19 protein-coding genes, 1 tRNA gene and 1 pseudogene are annotated in these 21038 nt (G+C 68.8%); 10 read left to right on the forward strand and 11 right to left on the reverse strand.

The genetic code is table 11. From position 1 onward, the window contains the following. Positions 1–10 precede the first annotated feature (10 nt). From pal to GON04_RS14635, 4 genes are all read left to right on the forward strand, one after another. Entirely contained in the window at positions 11–553 is a 543-nt protein-coding gene (gene pal / locus GON04_RS14620; protein WP_157398814.1) for a peptidoglycan-associated lipoprotein Pal, read from the forward strand. Continuing rightward, entirely contained in the window at positions 550–1329 is a 780-nt protein-coding gene (ybgF, locus tag GON04_RS14625) for a tol-pal system protein YbgF (RefSeq protein WP_157398815.1), read from the forward strand. Before pal ends, ybgF begins: the two co-directional genes overlap by 4 nt. Beyond that, a complete protein-coding gene (locus tag GON04_RS14630; RefSeq protein ID WP_157398816.1) occupies positions 1329–2120 on the forward strand; it encodes a tRNA threonylcarbamoyladenosine dehydratase in 792 nt (263 codons plus the stop codon). Before ybgF ends, GON04_RS14630 begins: the two co-directional genes overlap by 1 nt. A 43-nt stretch (positions 2121–2163) precedes the next feature. Further along, positions 2164–2239 (forward strand) — tRNA-Lys (locus GON04_RS14635). Positions 2240–2260: 21 nt separating this feature from the next. Here GON04_RS14635 and GON04_RS14640 read toward each other — a convergent pair. From GON04_RS14640 to GON04_RS14650, 3 genes and pseudogenes are all read right to left on the reverse strand, one after another. Then, entirely contained in the window at positions 2261–3304 is a 1044-nt protein-coding gene (locus GON04_RS14640; protein WP_157398817.1) for a tyrosine-type recombinase/integrase, read from the reverse strand. A 92-nt stretch (positions 3305–3396) separates the two neighbouring features. Next, positions 3397–3507: pseudogene (locus tag GON04_RS27275) on the reverse strand (helix-turn-helix domain-containing protein); the annotation flags it as partial. An 81-nt stretch (positions 3508–3588) separates the two neighbouring features. Further along, positions 3589–3954: a type II toxin-antitoxin system HicB family antitoxin gene (locus GON04_RS14650; RefSeq protein WP_157398819.1), complete on the reverse strand. Its 366-nt coding sequence runs from the start codon at positions 3952–3954 to the stop codon at positions 3589–3591. A gap of 422 nt (positions 3955–4376) precedes the next feature. On the opposite strand from GON04_RS14650, the gene GON04_RS14655 reads away from it, so the two are divergent. Beyond that, complete coding sequence (locus GON04_RS14655; protein WP_157398820.1) at positions 4377–5249, forward strand: hypothetical protein; 873 nt, start codon at positions 4377–4379, stop codon at positions 5247–5249. 854 nt (positions 5250–6103) lie between these two features. Here the strand turns inward: GON04_RS14655 and GON04_RS14660 are convergent. Continuing rightward, positions 6104–6799, reverse strand: coding sequence for a 2OG-Fe(II) oxygenase (locus GON04_RS14660; protein WP_157398821.1), 696 nt, complete (start codon positions 6797–6799; stop codon positions 6104–6106). A gap of 249 nt (positions 6800–7048) precedes the next feature. Here GON04_RS14660 and GON04_RS14665 point away from each other — a divergent pair, with 249 nt between their 5' ends. After that, positions 7049–7477: a hypothetical protein gene (locus GON04_RS14665; protein ID WP_157398822.1), complete on the forward strand. Its 429-nt coding sequence runs from the start codon at positions 7049–7051 to the stop codon at positions 7475–7477. Here GON04_RS14665 and GON04_RS14670 read toward each other — a convergent pair. Beyond that, a complete protein-coding gene (locus tag GON04_RS14670; protein WP_157398823.1) occupies positions 7451–7966 on the reverse strand; it encodes a hypothetical protein in 516 nt (171 codons plus the stop codon). The two genes, GON04_RS14665 and GON04_RS14670, sit on opposite strands and share 27 nt — an antisense overlap. A gap of 6 nt (positions 7967–7972) precedes the next feature. On the opposite strand from GON04_RS14670, the gene GON04_RS14675 reads away from it, so the two are divergent. Continuing rightward, the gene (locus GON04_RS14675; RefSeq protein ID WP_157398824.1) at positions 7973–8140 is read left to right on the forward strand and encodes a hypothetical protein; all 168 of its coding nucleotides are present in this window, start codon (positions 7973–7975) and stop codon (positions 8138–8140) included. A gap of 60 nt (positions 8141–8200) precedes the next feature. Here the strand turns inward: GON04_RS14675 and GON04_RS14680 are convergent, their stop codons facing one another. From GON04_RS14680 to dapC, 6 genes are all read right to left on the reverse strand, one after another. After that, the gene (locus GON04_RS14680) at positions 8201–10135 is read right to left on the reverse strand and encodes an ABC-F family ATP-binding cassette domain-containing protein (RefSeq protein ID WP_157398825.1); all 1935 of its coding nucleotides are present in this window, start codon (positions 10133–10135) and stop codon (positions 8201–8203) included. Then, positions 10132–10998 carry a 50S ribosomal protein L3 N(5)-glutamine methyltransferase gene (gene prmB, locus GON04_RS14685; protein WP_181653587.1) on the reverse strand — a complete coding sequence of 289 codons (867 nt, stop codon included), beginning with the start codon at positions 10996–10998 and terminating at the stop codon, positions 10132–10134. Before prmB ends, GON04_RS14680 begins: the two co-directional genes overlap by 4 nt. 91 nt (positions 10999–11089) lie before the next feature. Then, positions 11090–12250: a succinyl-diaminopimelate desuccinylase gene (gene dapE, locus GON04_RS14690; RefSeq protein ID WP_157398827.1), complete on the reverse strand. Its 1161-nt coding sequence runs from the start codon at positions 12248–12250 to the stop codon at positions 11090–11092. 61 nt (positions 12251–12311) lie between these two features. Continuing rightward, complete coding sequence (locus GON04_RS14695) at positions 12312–13472, reverse strand: PilT/PilU family type 4a pilus ATPase (RefSeq protein WP_157398828.1); 1161 nt, start codon at positions 13470–13472, stop codon at positions 12312–12314. Between the two features lie 66 nt (positions 13473–13538). Further along, on the reverse strand, positions 13539–14363 hold the full coding sequence (dapD, locus tag GON04_RS14700) for a 2,3,4,5-tetrahydropyridine-2,6-dicarboxylate N-succinyltransferase (RefSeq protein ID WP_157398829.1): 825 nt from the start codon (positions 14361–14363) through the stop codon (positions 13539–13541). 7 nt (positions 14364–14370) lie between these two features. After that, a complete protein-coding gene (gene dapC / locus GON04_RS14705) occupies positions 14371–15585 on the reverse strand; it encodes a succinyldiaminopimelate transaminase (protein ID WP_157398830.1) in 1215 nt (404 codons plus the stop codon). Between the two features lie 115 nt (positions 15586–15700). On the opposite strand from dapC, the gene GON04_RS14710 reads away from it, so the two are divergent. From GON04_RS14710 to GON04_RS14720, 3 genes are all read left to right on the forward strand, one after another. Continuing rightward, a complete protein-coding gene (locus GON04_RS14710) occupies positions 15701–16081 on the forward strand; it encodes a VOC family protein (RefSeq protein WP_157398831.1) in 381 nt (126 codons plus the stop codon). Positions 16082–16468: 387 nt separating this feature from the next. Beyond that, the gene (smc, locus tag GON04_RS14715) at positions 16469–19984 is read left to right on the forward strand and encodes a chromosome segregation protein SMC (protein WP_181653588.1); all 3516 of its coding nucleotides are present in this window, start codon (positions 16469–16471) and stop codon (positions 19982–19984) included. Between the two features lie 34 nt (positions 19985–20018). Continuing rightward, positions 20019–21038, forward strand: coding sequence for a cell division protein ZipA C-terminal FtsZ-binding domain-containing protein (locus GON04_RS14720; protein ID WP_157398833.1), 1020 nt, complete (start codon positions 20019–20021; stop codon positions 21036–21038).

Here is a 21038-nt window from a genome sequence, read left to right on the forward strand (position 1 = left end):
AAAGAAACCCATGTACCGACGCTTCCTGACCGGCCTTCTCGTGGCCGGCGTGCTGGCCGGCTGCGGCTCGAACGTCAAGCTCAACGACGTTCCTGTCGAGGACCGCAAGGGCACCACCGTCGCTCCCCAGGACGGCACCGGCGCCAGCACGGGCCCGACGACGCAAAGCCGCGTCGAGCCGGTCGCCGTCGATCCCAACGGCGGCACCACCCAGGGTCCGGCCAACGTCGCGCGGCTGTTCTACTTCGACTACGACAGCTACCAGCTCAAGCCCGAGGCGCAGCCGGCCATCGACGCGCACGCCCGCTTCCTCAAGGCCAACCCGAACCGCCGGGTGGCGCTGGAAGGCCACACCGACGAGCGCGGCGGCCGCGAGTACAACCTGGCGCTGGGACAGCGCCGCGCCGAGGCCGTGCGCCGCGCCCTCTCGCTGCTCGGCGTCGCCGACAACCAGATGGAGGCGGTGAGCTTCGGCAAGGAGAAGCCCGCGGCAAACGGCTCCGATGAGGCCGCGTTCGCCCAGAACCGCCGCGTCGAGATCGCCTACCGATGAAAGGCGTCGTACGCATCGGGCAGTTGCTGGCCGCCGCCGCCCTGGTGGTGCCGCTGGCCGGCCATGCCGCGCTGTTCGAGGACGACGAGGCGCGCAAGGCCATTCTCGAGCTGCGCCAGCGGGCCGACGCGCAGCGGCAGATCGCCGATCAGCATGCGCAGGAGCTGCGACGCGCCTACACCGACAACGAGCAGCTGCGCCGCAGCGTGCTCGACCTGCAGAACCAGATCGAGGCGCTGAAGGGCGAGCTGGCGCGCATGCGCGGCCAGGACGAAGAGCTCACGCGCAACGTCACCGAACTGCAGCGCCGCCAGAAGGACCTGGCGCAGGGCGTCGAGGACCGGCTGCGCAAGATGGAGCCGACCAAGGTCACGGTCGACGGCCGTGAGTTCCAGGCCGACCCTGGCGAACAGCGTGACTTCGAGGCCGCGCTGGCCGTGTTCCGCAAGGGCGACTTCCCGGCCGCGCAGGCCGCGTTCGGCGAGTTCATCAAGCGCTGGCCGCAAAGCGGCTACCGGCCCTCGTCGCTGTTCTGGCTCGGCAACGCCCAGTACGCCAACCGCGACTACCGCGGTGCCCTGGCCAACTTCCGCCAGCTGCTGCAGCAGGCGCCGGAGCATGCCCGTGCCCCCGAGGCCGTGCTGTCCATCGCCAACTGCCAGATCGAACTGAAGGACAACGCCGGCGCCCGCAAGACGCTGGACGACCTGGTCAAGGCCTACCCGCAGTCCGAGGCGGCCGGCGCCGCCCGCGAGCGCCTCGCGCGGCTGCGCTGATGCACGCCGACGTCCTCGCCCCCGACCTGTCACGCCGGTTCGGCGGCCTCGAGCGCCTGTACGGGATGCCGGGCGCCGCGGCCATCCGGCAGGCCAGCGTGGCGGTGGTGGGCGTCGGCGGCGTCGGTTCCTGGGCGGCCGAGGCCCTGGCGCGCAGCGGCATCGGCTCGCTGGTGCTGGTCGACCTCGACCACGTGGCCGAATCGAACATCAACCGCCAGGTGCACGCCTTGCAGGGCACGGTGGGGCAGGCCAAGGTGCAGGCCATGCGCGAGCGCATCGCCCAGATCCACCCCGATTGCGAGGTGCACGGCGTCGAGGAGTTCGCCGAACCGTCCAACTGGCCGGCGCTGCTGCCGCGACCGGTGGACGCCGTCATCGACGCCTGCGACAAGGTCCAGGCCAAGGTGGCGCTGGCGGCCTGGGCGCGCGCCACCGGCACGCTCTTCATCAGCGCGGGCGCAGCCGGCGGCAAGCGGCTGGCACACAAGGTCGACATCGACGACCTGGCCCTCACCACGCACGACCCCCTGCTGGCCCAGGTGCGCTACCGGCTGCGCAAGTTCCACGGCGCGCCCCGCGAAGGCAAGCGCATCGGCGTGCCATGCGTGTTCAGCCGCGAGGCCGTCGCCCCGCCCGATCCCTCGTGTGCCATCGACAGCGGCGACGGCACGCTCAACTGCCACGGTTACGGCTCGGTCGTCGCCGTCACGGCCACCTTCGGCCAATGCGCATCGGGTTGGGTGCTCGATCAGATCGTTCGCAAAGCCCCAGCCATTTCCACTCTATAATCGCGGGCTTTGCTGCAAGCGAAATGTCTGCAGCAACGAGCGTGGGACGTTAGCTCAGTTGGTAGAGCAGCGGACTTTTAATCCGTTGGTCACAAGTTCGAATCTTGTACGTCCTACCAGTTTTTCAGAGGGGCAGGCTGTCATGGTCTGCCCTTCTGTCTTTCTGGCGTAGCCAAAGCGTAGCCCTGCAGGACATTATCGAGGCGTCCTGAAGCTTGCTGCAACCCTTCGGGGGCAATGTGGGCGTACCGGTCCACCATGGCACGGGTGAGCCAGCCGCCCAACATTTGCAGCTCATGGGTTGGTGTCCCGGCCTGCCGATGCCAGGTCGCGAAGGTGTGCCGCAGGTCGTGCCAGCGGAAATCCGATATCCCGGCCCGCTCCAGTCCCGCCCACCATGCCTTGGTCGACACGTTGGTGATGGGCTTGCCCCGGTAGCTGAAGACGTACTCCGAGTGCTGGCCGATGCGTTTCTGCAACACAGCCATGGCGGCAGCATTCAGAGGGAAACCCTGTGAGCGGCCATTCTTGAAGGCCTCGCCTGCCACGCGGACATGCTGGGACAGCAAATCGACGTCCGCCCAGCGCAGCCCTTTGACGTTCGCCTGACGCATGCCGGTGGCCACCGAGAACAGCGCCATATCCGCCAGGTGCGGCGGCAACTCGCGATGCAGGCGGTTGAACTCCTCGAGGGTGAGGTAGCGTACCCGGCCCGCGGACTCCCGAAAGAGCGTGACGGTCGGGACGCGCTCGATCCACTCCCACTCCCGATGCGCCTTGCGCAGCACGGTGCGGATGAGCGCCAGATAGCGGTTGGCGGTTGCCTTGGTGGCGATCTCGGCCCGCTGGAACTTGATGCTGTCGACCACCGTCCGGTCGATCTCATCGAGGCATTTCCCCCCTAGTGCGGGGTGCAGCCAAAGGAACATCGACTTGTCCCGCTCGTGCGTGCGCTTGTGCGTGGTTTCCTGCAGGAACTTCACGACTGCGTCCTGCCACGTGTAGCGGGGCTTCTTTCCGAGCTTGTCCTGCTCCCAGCGTTCTGCTTTGAGCCTGTCGTGGAACTCCTGCGCCCGGCGCTTGGTGTCAGTCCCAGTAGAGAGGCATAGAGGCCGGGTTTCGCCAGCGATGGCCGGCAGCTTGACCCACCAATAGGGCGAGTCTTTCCTTCTGTAGAGCGACATTCAGGTTTCTCCTGAGCATCGGCCACAGACACACGCGAGCGCGATTCTGCCACTAGATGCTCAATGAGCAAGATTTCGACGAACACCCATGAGCGGCCTACCTTGCACGCCGGGATGAGACCGAGGCGGGCACGCTGCTGCAGCGTCTTGGGATGAACGTGCAGAAGGTGAGCGGCCTCTGTGAGATTGAGGGTTAGGGGCATACGCCAGGTGCCCACCCATTGGCGCAAAGGCCTAGGCCGCTAGCCCGGGCCACCTTGCGGCATGTTGCTGACAGCCGCCGGCTAAGCAGGCCGTTTGCGCGTTGACCAATATTCGATCTCCAGCGCGGCGGAAACCGCCGTGTCTTCGGGATCGACGCATTCCCAGCGATGCGCGAACTCGGGATCGACCATCGGCCAGAAATCCGGGTCGGGGTTGAAGAACCGCCAGTCAGGTCTGTCTGCGGTTCTAGCGGCCCCAGCTGCAGGCAGAGTAGCGGCTCGGGGGCGGCGCGCAGCTGGCCGTGGTGTTGGCGCGGCGACCTGACCACAACGGAGGTACGCATCGAGGGCCACGGCGACCAGCGCGTTGAAGCTGATTCCCACTTCGGCGGCCCGCTCGCGAGCCCGTTGCTGGAGTTCCGGAGTGAGGCGAAGGGGGTACGACATGAGATCCTCTTGTGATCAAAGTGATATCTACCGGAGGGATTCCTTTTCCCCGTGATTTCCACGATGTTGATACTTGGGACAAGCCCGGCGCGTTCGGCGTCCGCACTGGGTGTCGGTATGCCCGAGAGGTGACCACGCATAAGCGCTCCTAGAGGAGGCTCGATACGGGCGAAGAAAGGGAATGGACCAAGCACCCGCACGAACCCTGTTGAGGGACGCGACAGGTGCGGTGTCTGGGCTGATCTTGCCAACTAGCTCCTCCACCGGCTTGAAGGAGATAGCCCCTGGCTGTGCTTGTCCGGTGGGGCCGGAACACGATTCGGGCGTGGCGCTGAATGCTATCGCTGCGTCGATGCTAACGACGCTCAGTTAAGGATGTCAAGCCGGTTGCGGTAGCATGCGACGAATAAAGGGGCTCAGAGATGGAAACGAAAGAATTTGCTCGGAGAGAGTGGCTGATGGTTGTGGCGATCCTTCTGATGTTGGAGGCGTGGGTCATGAACATCGGATACTCGTTCAGGCAAGACCAAGACGTCATCAACTATGTCTCTTTCGCATCCACAATAGCCTCCTTATTGCTCGCAGTGATCGCAATCATCTACGGTTATTTTCAAGCGGACGGACAGCAGAAGTCAGCGGCGGCGATCGCGGCGCAGTTGCAGTCCATGTCAGGCTTTCAAGGTCAGCTTTCGTCAACAGCAGGCGTTATTGCCGATCATATGAAGTCGATTACGTCGACAACCGACACCCTTACGAAGATAAGCGGATCTATCGACGCAGCAACGGCGAAGATCTCGAGTATCGAGGGGGGCATTGCCGATGTGCATAAGCAGCAGAAGGCCTTTGAGCAAGCGCTGGCCGCTACGAAAGTGGTCGCGCAGCAAGTGCCCCCGCCAGCTGACGTCGGCGATATCGTGAGCAAACTTCTGTCGCGATCCAGCTATTCTGCCGACCTTGTGGCTTACGGCTTGGCTAAGGCATTTGAACAGTCCGGCACGCTTCAAATCCCGCTCTGGAAATTTCTTCGCCGGCTATCCAAGACGTTAGGGGCGAAGGAAGAACTGGCCTTCGACGAGTCGAATTGGTTCGGTGCGGCGTACCAAGTGGTAATGGTGTTGTCGAGCCTTGGGGCATTGAAGTTAGACCTCAAGCGTGACAACTCCGACCTGTCCAAAATTGTGATCACTTCAGAAGTGCTCGAAACAGTCAAGAAAGCGGCGAAGGCCACCGCCGCCGCCGATCTGACGAAGGCTGCAATACCGGCTCTGGACGCGACTGACTTTATCAACCCTTGACATGGTGCCCCTGACGGGCCGCCGACCGCTTCGCCCCCCGCGACCGGTGCCATGGCCCCGGTCGCGGGGGGCGCAACGGTAGCAACCCGTCCGACCCCATATCAAGGGCGAGCGCTTCGCGTTGCCCCTGCGCCAGGTACACGAGCGAATTCCGCTTCGAAGCGCGATGCTTCCCGGCTGAGAGCCAGCGAGGCAAAGTGCGAGACGGGCAGTCCCATGCGCTCACAAAGCACGCGGACGCGTTCGGACAGCGATGGCTCGATAGAGACATGCAGGGTGGCTTTCTTGCGGCTTGCAGGTTGGGTCATCGTGGTTCCTTGAGGGCCTGAAGGCTTGGCAGGACGCGGCGACCGGCGTGGGTGACCAGCCGCAGCGTCCGCGAAGGTGAGGGCGCGTGACTGGGAGGCCTAGTCACCATGGGGGCCACAGCCCCCATACCCCCTATCGGCTTGCTGGCGTACGTGCCCGCGCAGATGGAATCGAACCACCTCACATGCGAAGGTGAGAGGCAGGCGTCGAAGGTGGCGTGGTAGCCAGGTCGGTCCGCGCAATGAGAAGCGCGCAGCCCATGCCGTAAAGGGTCCCAACCAGCGCGGCATGCGCGCTAGGAAGCGCTCGGTGTCGTCGTTCACAACGTAGCTCCAACGTAGCTCCTGACAGCGTTCTGGGGCTACGCGTGGCACCCTGCTACGGCGTGCGTGCGTCTGTAGGCCTTGGGTTGATCGGGTCAAAAACCGCCGGGTAGCGGCTTTTAATCCGTTGGTCACAAGTTCGAATCTTGTACGTCCTACCACCGACTCGAAAAGGTCAGTCCGCATCCGCGGGCTGACCTTTTTTCCTTGTGGGGCCGCGAGTCAGCGGTACGGCTGTCCGGCCGCCCAGGCCACCAGCGAGCAGCGGGTGCCGCGCGTGACGGGCTGCACGCGGTGGCCCATGAACGAGGGGAAGAAGGTGGCCGAGCCCTGCGTGCGGCTCTGCTCCATGGGATGCAGGCCGACGAACTCCAGTGCGCCACCGTCGTAGTCGTCCGGCTGCGACAGCTGGATCGTCATCGACAGCTTGCGCAGGCTGGTCTGCTCGTGGCCGATGTCCATGTGCCAGTGGAAGTGCTGGCCGGGCCCGTACTCCGTGAACTGCAGCGCGTCGACCAGGCCCACGATGTCGAAGCCGTAGCTGCGGTTGATCTGCGTGAACAGGGCGCCGACCTTGTGGTACAGCCAGTGGTTCTCGGGCTGTGGCTCGATCCAGGCGATGTGGCTGACGCGGTAGCTGTCGGCTCCCAGCTCGACCCGCCCGTCCATCATCGGCAGGGCGCGGCCGGCGGCCACCACGGCCGCGCACTCCTCGGGCGTCAGCACGCCGGCCTGCCACTGCACGGCGGCCATGCTGGCGTTCTGGCTGGCCACTGTGGTCTGGCCGAACGGGCCCTGGCCCGTGCGCCACGCCAGCGAGCCCACGCCGGCCTCGTTGACGCGGATGTCCGACGGGAACCGGTACTGCAGGGGCACGGCATCGTGGCCGGCCAGCGACGCGGGGGGATAGCTCGACATGGTTGCGGATTTGCGACTGTTTCGGATGGGCTGAAGTGTCGCAGCAATCGTGGCTTCGGTAACCGGCGTGCCCCTGCGCCGCAACAGGCCATCGGACCGCCAACCTGCTGCCGAGCCAGCGCCGGCGCGGCTCGCGACCGAACAGGTCGTCGCGGCGAGCAGCCCGACCGTGTTTCCGAAGCTGAGCCGTTGTTACGCTGAGGCACATCGGCGGCCGGCGGCGTGGCTAGGATTCCTCCTGCCAACACCATGCTCTACGCCGCTCCCCTCCCCAGCTCGCCCCGGACCGCCGGCCGCTCGCCCAGGACAGAACAGGCCATCCAGGTCGTGCTGCGCCTGCTGCGCGAACAGCTGGGCATGGACGTGGTCCACGTGGGCCAGTTCAGCGAGGGCGAGCGCCGCTTCCGCGTGGTCGAGGCGCTGCAGCATGGCCCGGCCGCCGCGCTGGCCACCGCGTCCGGGCAACGCGGCACCGCCGCGGGTGAACTGCTGGAGGCGCCGATCACGCTGCCCGACGGCCGCGTGCACGGCACCCTGTGCTGCCACAGCCCCGGCGACGATCCGGCCCAGGCCGAGCGCCACCTGCGCCTGCTGCGCCACGGTGCCCGGCTGGCCGCCCGCCTGCTGGACCAGGAAGAGGTGCTGCGCGAGCTAGGGCGGCAGGTGCCCAGCCACTGAGGGCGGTGGCAGCAGCAGCCGCGCGTCCCGCACCACCCGCACGCAGTCCTTGATGTGCTCCTCGCCGAGGTAGCGCAGCGCGGCATACCCCACCACCGCGGCGGCCGCCTGGCCGGCAATCGGCACGTAGCGTGCCGCCCGCTTGGCGCTCAGGCGCATGCCGACCTTGCCGGCGACCTGCAGGACGAGGTCGCGAGTGACCAGCCGCCCGATGACGGCCGAGCCGACCACCGCCACCGCCTTCTGGACCTGCTGCCGTTCGTGCGCCGGCAGCCGTGCGAGCTGGTCCGGCGTGAGGCCGAAGCGGGCGTTGATCTCCGGCAGCAGGTTGGCCAGCAGCGCGGCATCGACGACGAAGTCGAGGCCGGGCAGCGGCACGGCGCTGGCCGCGGCGCCCACCAGGGCGCGCCGGTTCAGCAGGCGGCGGCAGGCCCGGACCCGCTCCAGCAGGGCGGGGTCGCCGGCGGCCAGCTGCAGGGCGGAAGGCATGGGCCGATGCTGGCGGCAGGCGCGGCGGTGCGCAAGGCCAAACCGCCCATCATGCTGTACGACCGTGACATGGATGACGTGGAGGTCGAGGTCGCCGAACTGCTGGTGGCCACGGCCGACGCCGCCGACGACCTGGTCGCGACCGGCGCGTCCCGCCGGTGCTGCGGCTGCTGAGGGAGCGGCTGAAGTGATGGAGGCCGAGGCGGGCACGACCGAGGCGCCGGCCCCCACGGCTCACTGAGCCGCGGCCTCGATCGCCTCGATCTCGCCCGACAGGGCCAGCCAGCGTTCCTCGTCGGCCTCCAAGGCGGCCGCCGCCTGCTTCAGCTGCCGGCCGGCCTCGGCGATCTCGGCGGGCGGCAGCGACGTGGCCAAACGTGCTTCCAGCGCCTGGGTCTCGGCCTGCCGCTGGGCCATGCGCGCTTCCAGCTCGGCCAGTTCGCGCTTGAGCGGACGTGTCCGCGCCGCCAGCTGCTGGCGCGCGGCCGCACCCTGGCGGCGCTGGTCCTGCGCCGGGGCGGCTGCAACCGGCGCCGCGGTCGGCGCCGGCGCGGCGGCGACGGCGCGAGCCGCCTCGCGCACCCGCTTGGCTTCGTCCAGCAGGTAGCGCTGGTAGTCGTCCAGGTCGCCGTCGAACGGACCGATGGCGCCGCGGCCCACCAGCCAGAACTCGTCGCACACGGCTCGCAGCAGCGCGCGGTCGTGGCTGACCAGCATCACCGTGCCCTCGAATTCGTTCAGCGCCACCGACAGCGCCTCGCGCGTGGCCAGGTCCAGGTGGTTGGTCGGCTCGTCCAGCAGCAGCAGGTTGGGGCGTTGCCAGACGATCATGGCCAGCACCAGGCGGGCCTTCTCGCCGCCGCTCATGGTGCCGACGGCCTGGGCGACCATGTCGCCGGAAAAATTGAAGCTGCCCAGGAAATTGCGCAGTTCCTGCTCGCGGCCGGCCGGGCCGACGTCGCGCGCCAGCCGCACCATGTGCTCCAGCGGGTTGCTCTGCGGCGACAGCACGTCCAGCTCCTGCTGCGCGAAGTAGCCGATGTGCAGTCCCTTGCCTTCGGTGATCGTGCCCTGCAGCGCCTCGATCTGGCGCGCGACGGTCTTGACCAGCGTCGACTTGCCTTGGCCGTTGGCGCCCAGGATGCCGATGCGCTGGCCGGCCATGACCGACCGGCTGACTCCGCGCAGGACGACCTTGTCCGGGTAGCCCAGGACCGCGTCGCTGATGGCCAGCATGGGGTTGGGCAGGTTGGCCGGCTCCTTGAACTCGAAGTTGAAGTCGGCCTCGGCCAGCACCGGCGCGATCTTCTCCATGCGCTCCAGCGCCTTGACCCGGCTCTGGGCCTGCTTGGCCTTGCTGGCCTTGGCCTTGAAGCGGTCGATGAACTTCTGCAGGTGGGCGATCTTTTCCTGCTGGCGGGCGAACGACGTCTGCTGCAGTTCGAGCTGCTGCGCGCGCGTGGTCTCGAACGCGCTGTAGTTTCCGCCGTAACGGGTGAGCTTCTGGTTCTCGATGTGCACGGTGACGCCGGTCACCGCATCGAGGAACTCGCGGTCGTGGCTGATCACGAGCATGGTGCCCGCATAGCGCTGCAGCCAGGCCTCCAGCCAGACCAGCGCGTCGAGGTCCAGGTGGTTGGTCGGCTCGTCCAGCAGCAGCAGGTCGGACGGGCACATCAGCGCACGGGCCAGTTGCAGCCGCATGCGCCAGCCGCCGGAGAAGCTGTTCACCGGCTTGTCGAGCTCCTGCACCTGGAAGCCCAGGCCCAGGATGAGCGCCTGTGCGCGTGGCACGGCATCGTGCTCGCCGGCATCGGCCAGGTCGGAGTAGGCGTGGGCGATCGCCATGCCGTCCTCGGCGGCCTCGGCGGCGGCGAGGGCCGCGCGCACTTCCATGAGGCGGGTGTCGCCGGCCAGCACGAAGGCGGTGGCGCCTTCCTCCGTTTCCGGCATGTGCTGGGCGACCTGCGACATGCGCCACTGCGGCGGGATCGAGAACTCGCCGGCGTCCTCGTGCAGGTTGCCGTCGAGCAGGGCGAACACGGTGGACTTGCCGGCGCCGTTGCGGCCGACCAGGCCGACCTTCTCGCCCGGGTTGAGCGTGATGGAGACGTTGTCGAGCAGCACCTTGGCGCCGCGGCGCAGGGTGAGGTTGCGAAGCGAGATCATGATGGGGCGAGGGCTTCGCGGGTGAGGAGCAGGACCTGGTCGGGGCCGGCGCTGGTGTCCAGCCACACGGCTTCCAGGTTCGGGAATGCGGCTTCGAAGTGGGCGCGCTCGTTGCCGATTTCCAGCACGAGCACGCCGTTCGTCGACAGGCGCGAGGGCAGGTCGGCCAGCAGGCGGCGCACGAAGTCCATGCCGTCGTCGCCGCCGGCCAGGGCCAGCGCCGGCTCGGCACGGTATTCGGCCGGGAGCTGCGCCATGCTGGCACTGTTGACGTAGGGCGGGTTGCACAGCACCAGGTCGTACGGGCCGGGCAGGGCGGCCATGCCGTCGGAGACGACGAGGCGCACGCGCGACTCGAGCTGGTGGCGCGCCACATTGCTCGCCGCGACGGCCAGCGCATCGGCGGAGATGTCGGAGGCGTCCACGGTTACGTCCGGATAGGCCATGGCCGCCAGCACGGCCAGGCTGCCATTGCCGGTGCACAGGTCCAGCACCCGGCGCGTGCGCTCCGACAGCCAGGGATCGATGCTGCCGTCGGCCAGCAGCTCGGCGATGAAGCTGCGCGGCACGATGGCGCGCTCGTCGACGTGGAACGGCACGCCCTGCAGCCAGGCCTCGCCGGTCAGGTAGGCGGCCGGCTTGCGGGTGGCAATGCGTTCGGCGATGAGTGCGTCGACGGCAGCAACCTGTGCGGGCTCCACCGGATCGGCCGCGTGCGCGTCCAGGTCATCCAGCGGCAGGCCGAGCTTCCACAGCACCAGCCAGGCGGCTTCGTCGAAGGCGTTGGTCGTGCCATGGCCGAAGGCGACGCCGGCTTCCGAGAGTCGGGCGGCGGACTGCTCGACGAGTTGGAGGAGGGTCATGGGGGAATACCTTGTCATGCCGGGCTCGACCCGGCATCCATCTCCGGAACCAGGCCGCACCCGGATCGTCGTGCGGGAGATGGATTGCGGGTCAGGCCCGCAATGACACTCCGTTCAGCGCTTCCAGCGTGCGCCGGTAGATGTTCTTCAGTGGCTCGATGTCGCCCACCAGCACATGCTCGTCGATCTTGTGGATGGTGGCGTTGACCGGGCCGAACTCCACCACCTGCGGGCAGATGCGGGAGATGAAGCGGCCGTCGCTGGTGCCGCCGGTTGTCGACAGTTCGGCCTCGACGCCGGTCTCGGCGCGGATCGCCTGGCGCACGGCATCGACCAGGTCGCCCGGCGTGGTGAGGAAGGGCAGCCCGCTGAGGTTCCACTCGACGGCATGGTCGAGTCCGTGCCGCTGCAGCACCTCGGCCACCGCGGCCTGCAGCCCCTCGGGCGTCCACTCGGTCGAGAAGCGGAAGTTGAAGTCGATGACGACCGTCCCCGGCACCACGTTGGTGGCGCCGGTGCCGCCGTGGATGTTGCTGATCTGGAAGCTGGTGGGCGGGAAGTAGGCGTTGCCGCGGTCCCACTCGCGCGCGGCCAGCTCGTTCAGGGCCGGCAGCGCCAGGTGGATCGGGTTCTTCACCAGCTGCGGATAGGCGATGTGCCCCTGGACGCCGCGCACCGTGAGCTTGCCCGACAGGCTGCCGCGGCGGCCGTTCTTGACCATGTCGCCCAGCCGCGTGACCGAGCTGGGCTCGCCGACGATGCACCAGTCGAGCTGCTCGCCCCTGTCCTGCAGCACGCGGCAGACCACCGCGGTGCCGTCGATCGAGGGGCCTTCCTCGTCGCTGGTGACCAGCAGGGCGATGGAGAGCGCGGGGTCCGGGTGCGCGGCCAGGAACTCCTCGACCGCGACCGTGAACGCCGCGATCGACGTCTTCATGTCGGCCGCGCCGCGCCCGTACAGCTTGCCGTCGCGGTGCGCCGGGACGAAGGGATCGCTGGCCCATTGCTCGAGCGGGCCGGTGGGCACGACGTCGGTGTGGCCGGCGAACACCAGCGTCGGCGCATCGCGGCGCGACGAGGGCCGCTTGGCCCAGAGGTTGGTGACGCGGAAATCGGCCGGGCCGCTGGCGATGGTCTCGCAGGCGAACCCGAGCGGGGCGAGCCGCTCGCGCAGCACGTCCTGGCAGCCGCCATCCTCGGGCGTGACCGAGCGGCGGGAGATCAGTTGCTCGGTCAGGTAAAGCGTCTTCATGCCTGGGGTTCCATCCCGCCGCCGGGCAGCGGCTGCAGGCCGTGCCGGGTGCGAGCCATGTCTAGTGCTTGACGTCCAGCGTGATCTCGGTGAACGACGGTTCGTCGGCGAGGTCCTCCTCGCTCGCGCCTTCCTCGGGCCGGGCCGACGCGCCGGAACCGGCGAAGTCGTTCTGCAGGCGCCATTGCAGGTTGGTCGGCGAGTCGGCGTTGGCGATGCCTTCCTTCTTGTCGACCGTGCCGTCGATGATGTGCTTGGCGATGGCCTGCTCGAAAGTCTGCGAGCCCTCGGCCATGGACTTCTCCATGGCTTCCTTGACGCCGGAGAAGTCACCCTTCTCGATCAGCTCGGACACCAGCTTGGTGTTGAGCATGACCTCGACCGCCGGGGCACGGCCGCCGTGCACGGTGCGCAGCAGGCGCTGCGAGACGATGGCCTTGAGCGCCGCCGCCAGGTCGCCCAGCATCGTGGGCCGCACCTCGACCGGGTAGAACGACAGGATGCGGTTGAGCGCCTGGTAGCTGTTGTTGGCGTGCATGGTCGCCAGGCACAGGTGGCCCGACTGGGCATATGCGATGGCGGCCGACATGGTCTCGCGATCGCGGATCTCGCCCACCAGGATGACGTCGGGGGCCTGCCGCAGCGCGTTCTTCAGCGCCGTCTGCATGGACGAGGTGTCGCTGCCGACCTCGCGCTGGTTGACCACCGACTTCTTGTTCTTGAACAGGAACTCGACCGGATCCTCGATGGTCAGGATGTGGCCCGAGACCCGCTCGTTGCGGTAGTCCATCATGGCCGCCAGCGTGGTGCTCTTGCCGGCGCCGGTGGAGCCCACCATCAGCAGCAGGCCGCGCTTTTCCATGATCAGGTCGCCCAGGATCATGGGGACGTTGAGCGACTCGAGCGGCGGGATCTCGGTGGTGATGTAGCGGATGACGGCGGCGTAGGTGCCGCGCTGGCGCATGGCGGAGAAGCGGAAGTTGCCCACGCCCTCGATGGCGTGCGCCATGTTCAGCTCGCCGGTCTCCTCCAGCTCGGTCATGCGGCGCGCCGGCAGCACCTCGGCCAGCAGCGCCTTGGGCGCGTCGGGCGGCAGCAGCTGGTTGTTGATCGGCACGCACTGGCCGTTGATCTTGATCAGCGCCGGCGCGTGCGCCGACAGGTACACGTCCGACGCCTTCTTCTCGCCCATCAGGCGCAGGATCCGCTCCATCGTGCTCATTCAGTGCTCCGTTCAACCGCAGGAATACCGACACCCCGTCCGCAAAGGCGGACGGAGGGCCGCTTGTCAGGGCCTCAGCAGGTCGTTGAGGCTGGTCTTGGCCCGCGTCTGCGCGTCGACGCGCTTGACGATGATGGCGGCGTACAGGCTGTACTTGCCGCCGTCCTTGGGCAGATTGCCGGAGATCACCACCGAGCCGGCCGGGATGCGGCCGTAGGTGGTCTCGCCGGTGGTGCGGTCGTAGATGGGGGTGCTCTGGCCGATGTAGACGCCCATCGACACCACCGAGTTCTCCTCGACGATCACGCCCTCGACGATCTCGGAGCGGGCGCCGATGAAGCAGTTGTCCTCGATGATGGTCGGGTTCGCCTGCAGCGGCTCCAGCACGCCGCCCAGGCCCACGCCGCCGGACAGGTGCACGTTCTTGCCGACCTGGGCGCACGAGCCCACGGTGGCCCAGGTGTCGACCATGGTGCCCTCGTCGACGTAGGCGCCGATGTTGACGTAGCTGGGCATCAGGATGGCGCCCTTGGCGATGAAGCTGCCGCGGCGCGCCACGGCCGGCGGCACCACGCGCACGCCGGTGGCGGCCAGCTCCTCGGGCGACAGGTGGGCGAACTTGGTCTGCACCTTGTCGAAGAAGGCCAGGTCGCCCGACTTCATGATCGCGTTGTCCTTCAGGCGGAACGACAGCAGCACCGCCTTCTTCACCCACTGGTGCACCGTCCACTGGCCCACGCCCTGGCGGGTGGCCACGCGCAGCGAGCCGTTGTTCAACTCGGCGATCACGTGCTCGACGGCCTCGGTCACCTCCTTGGGCGCGGACTGGGGCGAGAGGCTGGCGCGGTTGTCCCAGGCGGTGTCGATGATCTGTTGCAGCTGTTGGCTCATGGGGAGTTCAGGCGAAGTTGTTCCGGACGAATTGGACGATGCGGTGCGCGGCTTCCAGGCACTCGGCGGTTTCGGCCACCAGCGCCATGCGCACGCGGCCGGCGCCGGGGTTGCGGCCCCCGCTCTCGCGGGCGAGGTAGCTGCCCGGCAAGACCGTGACATTGTATTGAGCCAGCAGGGCGCGGGCGAACGCGGTGTCGTCGCCGCCCGGCACTGCCGCCCACAGGTAGAACGCCGCATCGGGCAGGCGCACGTCCAGCACCTGGGCCAGCACCGGCGTCACCTCCGCGAACTTGCGGCGGTACTGGGCCCGGTTGTCCATCACGTGCTGCTCGTCGCCCCAGGCGGCGATGCTGGCGGCCTGCACCGGCGGCGCCATCGCGCTGCCGTGGTAGGTGCGGTACAGGGCGAAGGCCTTGAGCAGCGCCGCGTCGCCGGCGACGAAGCCGCTGCGCATGCCGGGCACGTTGCTGCGCTTGGACAGGCTGGTGAACGACACCAGCCGCGGGAAGCCGGTGCGACCCAGCCTGGCGGCGGCCTCCATGCCGCCCAGCGGCGCCTCGTCGCGGAAATAGATCTCGCTGTAGCACTCGTCCGAGGCGATCACGAAGCCATGCCGGTCGGACAGCGCGAACAGCTTGCGCCATTCGTCCAGCGGCATGACGGCGCCGGTGGGATTGCCCGGCGAGCAGACGTAGACCAGCTGGGCGCGGGCCCAGACAGCGTCCGGCACGCTGTCCCAGTCGACCGCGAAGTTGCGCGCCGGGTCCGAGGGGGCGTACCAGGGCTCTGCACCCGCCAGCAGGGCCGCGCCCTCGTAGATCTGGTAGAACGGATTGGGGCAGACCACCACCGGCGGCTGCGAGCCGCGCCCGGGGTCGACCACCGCCTGCGCGAATGCGAACAGCGCCTCGCGCGAGCCGTTGACCGGCAGCACCTGCGTCGCCGGGTCCACCTCCAGGCCATAGCGGCGACCCAGCCAGCCGGCGAACGCCGCGCGCAGGGCTGGCGTGCCGGCCGTGGGCGGGTAGCCGGTGAGGTCGCTGCCGGGGGCGTCGAGCGCCTGCACCAGCGCCTGCTTGATGAAGGGCGGGGTGGGGTGCTTGGGTTCGCCGATGCCCAGGCTGATCGGGCGGTATGCCGGGTCGGGGGTCACGCCCGCGAACAGTTGTCGCAGCCGCTCGAACGGATAGGGCTGCAACCGGGCCAGGAGGGGATTCATGGCGCCGATTATCGATGGGCTCCCGGCCCTGGCCGGAGCGGCCGGCCACGAAACGGCTTGCAACGTCCCGGTCGCCGCCTATGGTTAGTGTCCACCTTTCGCAACAGGAGACCCCATGCTGTCCGAGAGCACCGTCACAACCATCCTGCCCGTGATCGACATGGAGCGCGCCCGAGGGTTCTACGAGGGCAAGCTCGGGTTCAAGCCGGACGGGCCGAAGCCGGACGGCAAGTTCCTCTACCGCTGCGGGGGCGCCGTGATTGCGCTGTTCCCGAAGGAGGGCGGCACCAAGGCCGACCACACGGCGCTGAGCTTCGAGGTCAAGGACATCCAGGCCTCGATCCGGGAACTGCAAGGTGCCGGGGTCGTGTTCGAGGACTACGACCTGCCCGGGCTCAAGACGGTCGGCCACGTCTGCGTGCTCGGCTCGGAGAAGGCCGCCTGGTTCCGCGACACCGAAGGCAACTACCTTTGCCTGCACGAGGATATGGACTGAGGCCAGCGGCGATCGTCTGCCAGGCTGCTTGGTGCCGCCGAATGCAGACGCCATCGGCGGTCACATCCCCGGATAGCGGGCCACGGCTCGCCAGCATCGCCTTCGCGTCGCGCAGCTTGAGCGTGTGGGCGGAGTAGCGCCAGCCCTGGACGGCGAAGACGGAGCCGCGCCAGCCCGACACCCCGACGAACACCTGTGCGCCCATGCCGGTTTGGTACCGGATCGGCGCGCCGCCCAGGGTCGGCTGTTGCCGATCGTTGCAGCCGGATGTCGATGCTCAGCAGGTATCATCCGGGCCTCCTCGCGCCGGTGGCCGCCGGCGCGTTCAAGTTGCCGGCCGGCGCCCGCGCCGGTGATCCCGTTCCGACGTTCACAGGGCTTCGAGACGTGCGCCTCACCTCCATCAAGCTCTCCGGGTTCAAGTCCTTCGCCGAACCCACCAACTTCATGCTGCCGGGCCAGCTGGTGGGCGTGGTGGGCCCGAACGGCTGCGGCAAGTCGAACATCATGGACGCCGTGCGCTGGGTGCTGGGCGAATCGCGCGCCAGCGAACTGCGCGGCGAGTCCATGCAGGACGTCATCTTCAACGGCACCAACACCCGCAAGCCGGCCTCGCGCTCGTCGGTCGAACTGGTGTTCGACAACGCCGACCACCGCGCCGGCGGCCAGTGGAGCCAGTTCGCCGAGATCGCCGTCAAGCGCGTGCTCACGCGCGACGGCACCAGCAGCTACTACATCAACAACCAGCCGGTGCGCCGCCGCGACATCCAGGACGTGTTCCTGGGCACCGGCCTGGGCCCGCGCGCCTACGCCATCATCGGCCAGGGCACGATCAGCCGCATCATCGAGTCCAAGCCCGAGGAGCTGCGGCTGTTCCTGGAGGAGGCGGCGGGCGTGTCCAAGTACAAGGAACGCCGGCGCGAGACCGAGAACCGGCTGTCCGACACGCGCGAGAACCTCACCCGGGTCGAGGACATCCTGCGCGAGCTCAACGCCAACCTCGACAAGCTGGAGAAGCAGGCCGAGGTGGCCCAGCGCTACAACGCGCTGCAGGCCGACGTCACGCTCAAGCAGCATCAGCAGTGGTTCCTCAAGCGGGCCGAGGCCGAGGTCGACCAGGCCCGCATCAAGGAGGACGCCGACAAGGCCGTCAACGCCCTGGAGAGCCGGGTGGCCGACCTGCGCCACGTCGAGAGTGCGCTGGAGACGATCCGGCAGGCCCACTACGCCGCCGGCGACCAGGTCAACCAGGCCCAGGGCCAGCTCTACGAAGCCAGCGCCGAAGTCGGGCGGCTGGAGGCCGAGATCCGTTTCGTCGTCGAGGGCCGGCAGCGCGTCGAGCAGCGGCTGCAGCAGCTCAAGGAGCAGACCGCGCTGTGGGCTGGCCGCAAGGACGAGGCGACCTACGAACTGGAACACCTGGCCGAGCGCGGCGTCGAGGCCGAGGAGCAGGCCACCCTGCTGGCGGCGCAGGTCGAGGAACAGGCCCTGGCGCTGCCGGACATGGAAGACGCGCTGCGCCAGGCCCAGGCCAAGGCGGCCGAGCAGCGCACCGGCGTCGCCCAGGTGCAGCAGCAGATCCAGGTGCTGGCGGCCGACCAGCGCAATATCGAGGAACAGAGCCGGCAGCTGACGCAGCGGCGCGAGCGGCTGGTGGCCGACCGCAACGCGCTGGCCGCCCCCGACGAGGCGCGGCTGGCCAGCCTGCAGCAGCAGCTCGCCGCCGCGCAGGAGGCGGCCGAGACCGCCGACGCCCGCCTGCACGAGCTGCAGGAGCAGGTGCCGGCGCTGGACGACGACCGGCGCACCCGGCAGCAGGCCGTCAACACCGAGACGCACCGCCAGTCCGACCTGTCGGCCCGCATGGGGGCCCTGAAGGCGCTGCAGGAAAAGGTGCGCACCGACGACAAGCTCAAGCCCTGGCTGGCCCGCCATGGGCTGGACAGCCTGCAGGCGCTCTGGACCCGCATCCACGTCGAGCAGGGCTGGGAGAACGCGCTGGAGGCGGTGCTGCGCGAGCGGTTGTCGGCGCTCGAGGTGTCGCGGCTGGAGATGGTCCGGCCTTTCGCCAATGACGCCCCGCCCGCCAAGCTGGCCTTCTACAGCGCGCCGCAGACCGCGGCGCCGGACGCTGCGTCCGCGCTGCCGCGACTGTCCGAGCTGCTGCGGCTGAACGACGCCGGCCAGAAGGCGCTGCTGGCCGACTGGCTGCAGGGCTGCTACACCGCGCCCAGCTTCGAGGAGGCGCTGGCCGCACGCGACAAGCTGCAGGCGGGCGAGGCCATCTACGTCGCCGGGGGCCACTGCGTCACCGCCCACAGCGTCAGCTTCTATGCGCAGGACTCCGAGCGCGCCGGCCTGCTGGCGCGCCAGCAGGAGATCGAGAACCTCGAGAAGCAGCTGCGCGCCCAGGCCCTGATCGCCGAGGAAGCGCGTTCCGCGCTGGTGCGGGCCGAGGCCGCCTACACCGACGCCTCCCAGCGCCTGGTGACGGCGCGGCGCGAAGCCGCCGAAACCCGGAGCCGTTCCCACGAGCTGCAGGTGGAGACGCTGCGCCTCACCCAGCTGGCCGAACAGACCCGTGCCCGCAGCGAGCAGATCGCCGGCGACCTGGCCGAGGTCGACGCGCTGCTCGATGACCTGCAGGAGCGCCGCGTCACGGCCGAAGCGCGCTTCGAGGAACTCGACATGCAGCTGGCCGACAGCCAGGAGCGGCACGCCCAGCTCGACGAGCGCGTGATCGAGGCCGAGCGCAAGCTGGCGCAGGCGCGCGAGCAGCAGCGCAGCCTGGAGCGGCAGGCGCAGGAGGCGCAGTTCTCGCAGCGCTCGCTGGAAGCGCGCCGCGGCGAACTGCAGCGCGCCATCGAGACCGCCACCCAGCAGGCCCAGGGCATCGGGACCGAGCAGGAGCGGGCCCATGCCGAACTCGCCCGGCTGACCGACGCGGCGGCCCAGGCGGGCCTGCAGAACGCGCTGCAGCTGAAGTCCGAACGCGAACTGGCGCTGGGCGCCAAGCGCAGCGAATACGACGACCTCACGGCCAAGCTGCGCGCCAGCGACGAGAGGCGCCTGCAGCTCGAACGCGAACTCGACCCGCTGCGCCAGCGCATCACCGACCTGCAGCTGAAGGAACAGGCCGCGCGCCTGGGCCTGGAGCAGTACACCCAGCTGCTGGCGGACGCGCAGGCCGACCTCGAGGCGGTGGGCCGGTCCATCCAGGCCGGCAACGTCCGCCTGGCCGGCATGCAGGGCGAGATCGACCGGCTGCACCGCGAGATCGCGGCGCTGGGCGCCGTCAACCTGGCCGCGCTGGACGAGCTGGCCACCGCGCGCGAGCGCAAGCAGTTCCTGGACGCGCAGAGCGCCGACCTGCTGGAGGCGATCACGACCCTCGAGGACGCCATCCGCAAGATCGACGGCGAGACGCGCGAACTGCTGGGCGGCACCTTCAAGATCGTCAACGAGCACTTTGGCCGCATGTTCCCCGAGCTGTTCGGCGGCGGCAATGCCAGGCTGGTCATGACGGGCGAGGAAATCCTCGACTCCGGCGTGCAGGTGCTGGCGCAGCCGCCCGGCAAGAAGAACCAGACCATCCACCTGCTGTCGGGCGGCGAGAAGGCCCTCACGGCCATCGCCCTGGTGTTCGCCATCTTCCAGCTCAACCCCGCGCCGTTCTGCCTGCTCGACGAGGTGGACGCGCCGCTGGACGACGCCAACACCGAGCGCTACGCCAAGCTGGTGTCCAGCATGAGCAAGGAAACCCAGTTCCTCTTCATCAGTCACAACAAGATCGCGATGGAAATGGCGGAGCAGCTGATCGGCGTCACCATGCAGGAGCAGGGCGTCTCGCGCATCGTCGCCGTCGACATGGATTCGGCGGTCTCGATGGCGGAAGCGGCATGACGCGGCCCGCAGTGCCGGCGCGGAGGGCGCGCTGATGTCCGGCTTCACCCTCGGCGTCGCCATCCTGGGCGGCCTGGTCCTGGTGATCGTGGTGGCGTGGAACGCCTGGAATGCGCGCCGCCTGAGACCGCGGCAACCCGCCATCGAGGAGCGCCGCGAACCCGGCGCCACCCCGGAGCCGGTCGAGCCGTCGTTCGACCCCGACGACACGCCCCTGCCCATGCCCGAGCGCAAGCCCGGGCTGGATGCACTGATCGACGTCCTGGCCCCGATCCCGGTTGAGTCGCCGGTCTCCGGCGAGGCCGCCATCGCGGCGCTGCCGGCCACCCGCCGCGCCGGCAGCAAGCCGTTCGCCGTCGAAGGCTGCAACGAGGGCACGCAGCACTGGGAGACGCCGCAGCCGGGCCAGCGCTACACCGCCTTCCAGGCCGGGGTGCAGATGGCCAACCGCACCGGTGCGCTCAACGAGATCGAGTACTCGGAGTTCGTGGTCAAGACCCAGGCCTTCGCCGACGCGGTGAACGGCGCGCCCGAGTTTCCCGAAATGCTGCACGAGGTGGCGCGCGCCCGCGAGCTCGACCAGTTCGCCGGCGACCACGATGCCCAGCTCGGCTTCACGCTGCGGGCCCGCAATTCCGCCTGGAGTCCGGGCTACGTGCACCAGAACGCCGCCCGGCTGGGCTTCGTCGCCGGCGTCATTCCCGGCCGCATGGTGCTGCCCTCGGGCACGCAGGGCCAGCCGCCCATCCTGGTACTGTCGTTCGACACCCAGGCCGCCCTGGCCGACGACCCGGCCCAGTCGGCCATCCGCGAAGTGACGCTCAGCCTGGACGTGCCGCAGGTGCACCGCGCCGAGCAGCCGTTCCAGCGCATGCGCGACGCGGCGGCCGCCCTGGCCGAGTCCATGGACGGCGCCCTCACCGACGACAACGGCCAGGTGATCCAGGCCGAGGGCCTGGACGTGATCGGCGCCGACCTCGAGGGCCTGTACGACACGCTCGAGTCGCGCGACCTGGCTGCCGGCTCGCCGCAGGCGCGCCGCCTTTTCAGCTAG

This window comes from Ramlibacter pinisoli, assembly GCF_009758015.1.
GTDB lineage: Bacteria > Pseudomonadota > Gammaproteobacteria > Burkholderiales > Burkholderiaceae_C > Ramlibacter > Ramlibacter pinisoli.

Excerpts from the sequence above, each read along its gene's own strand:
- pal (WP_157398814.1), top strand. The coding sequence starts at position 11 with ATGTACCGACGCTTCCTGACCGGCCTTCTCGTGGCCGGCGTGCTGGCC.
- ybgF (WP_157398815.1), top strand. The coding sequence starts at position 550 with ATGAAAGGCGTCGTACGCATCGGGCAGTTGCTGGCCGCCGCCGCCCTG.
- GON04_RS14630 (WP_157398816.1), top strand. The coding sequence starts at position 1,329 with ATGCACGCCGACGTCCTCGCCCCCGACCTGTCACGCCGGTTCGGCGGC.
- GON04_RS14640 (WP_157398817.1), bottom strand. The coding sequence starts at position 3,304 with ATGTCGCTCTACAGAAGGAAAGACTCGCCCTATTGGTGGGTCAAGCTG.
- GON04_RS14650 (WP_157398819.1), bottom strand. The coding sequence starts at position 3,954 with ATGTCGTACCCCCTTCGCCTCACTCCGGAACTCCAGCAACGGGCTCGC.
- GON04_RS14655 (WP_157398820.1), top strand. The coding sequence starts at position 4,377 with ATGGAAACGAAAGAATTTGCTCGGAGAGAGTGGCTGATGGTTGTGGCG.
- GON04_RS14660 (WP_157398821.1), bottom strand. The coding sequence starts at position 6,799 with ATGTCGAGCTATCCCCCCGCGTCGCTGGCCGGCCACGATGCCGTGCCC.
- GON04_RS14665 (WP_157398822.1), top strand. The coding sequence starts at position 7,049 with ATGCTCTACGCCGCTCCCCTCCCCAGCTCGCCCCGGACCGCCGGCCGC.
- GON04_RS14670 (WP_157398823.1), bottom strand. The coding sequence starts at position 7,966 with ATGCCTTCCGCCCTGCAGCTGGCCGCCGGCGACCCCGCCCTGCTGGAG.
- GON04_RS14675 (WP_157398824.1), top strand. The coding sequence starts at position 7,973 with ATGCTGGCGGCAGGCGCGGCGGTGCGCAAGGCCAAACCGCCCATCATG.
- GON04_RS14680 (WP_157398825.1), bottom strand. The coding sequence starts at position 10,135 with ATGATCTCGCTTCGCAACCTCACCCTGCGCCGCGGCGCCAAGGTGCTG.
- prmB (WP_181653587.1), bottom strand. The coding sequence starts at position 10,998 with ATGACCCTCCTCCAACTCGTCGAGCAGTCCGCCGCCCGACTCTCGGAA.
- dapE (WP_157398827.1), bottom strand. The coding sequence starts at position 12,250 with ATGAAGACGCTTTACCTGACCGAGCAACTGATCTCCCGCCGCTCGGTC.
- GON04_RS14695 (WP_157398828.1), bottom strand. The coding sequence starts at position 13,472 with ATGAGCACGATGGAGCGGATCCTGCGCCTGATGGGCGAGAAGAAGGCG.
- dapD (WP_157398829.1), bottom strand. The coding sequence starts at position 14,363 with ATGAGCCAACAGCTGCAACAGATCATCGACACCGCCTGGGACAACCGC.
- dapC (WP_157398830.1), bottom strand. The coding sequence starts at position 15,585 with ATGAATCCCCTCCTGGCCCGGTTGCAGCCCTATCCGTTCGAGCGGCTG.
- GON04_RS14710 (WP_157398831.1), top strand. The coding sequence starts at position 15,701 with ATGCTGTCCGAGAGCACCGTCACAACCATCCTGCCCGTGATCGACATG.
- GON04_RS14720 (WP_157398833.1), top strand. The coding sequence starts at position 20,019 with ATGTCCGGCTTCACCCTCGGCGTCGCCATCCTGGGCGGCCTGGTCCTG.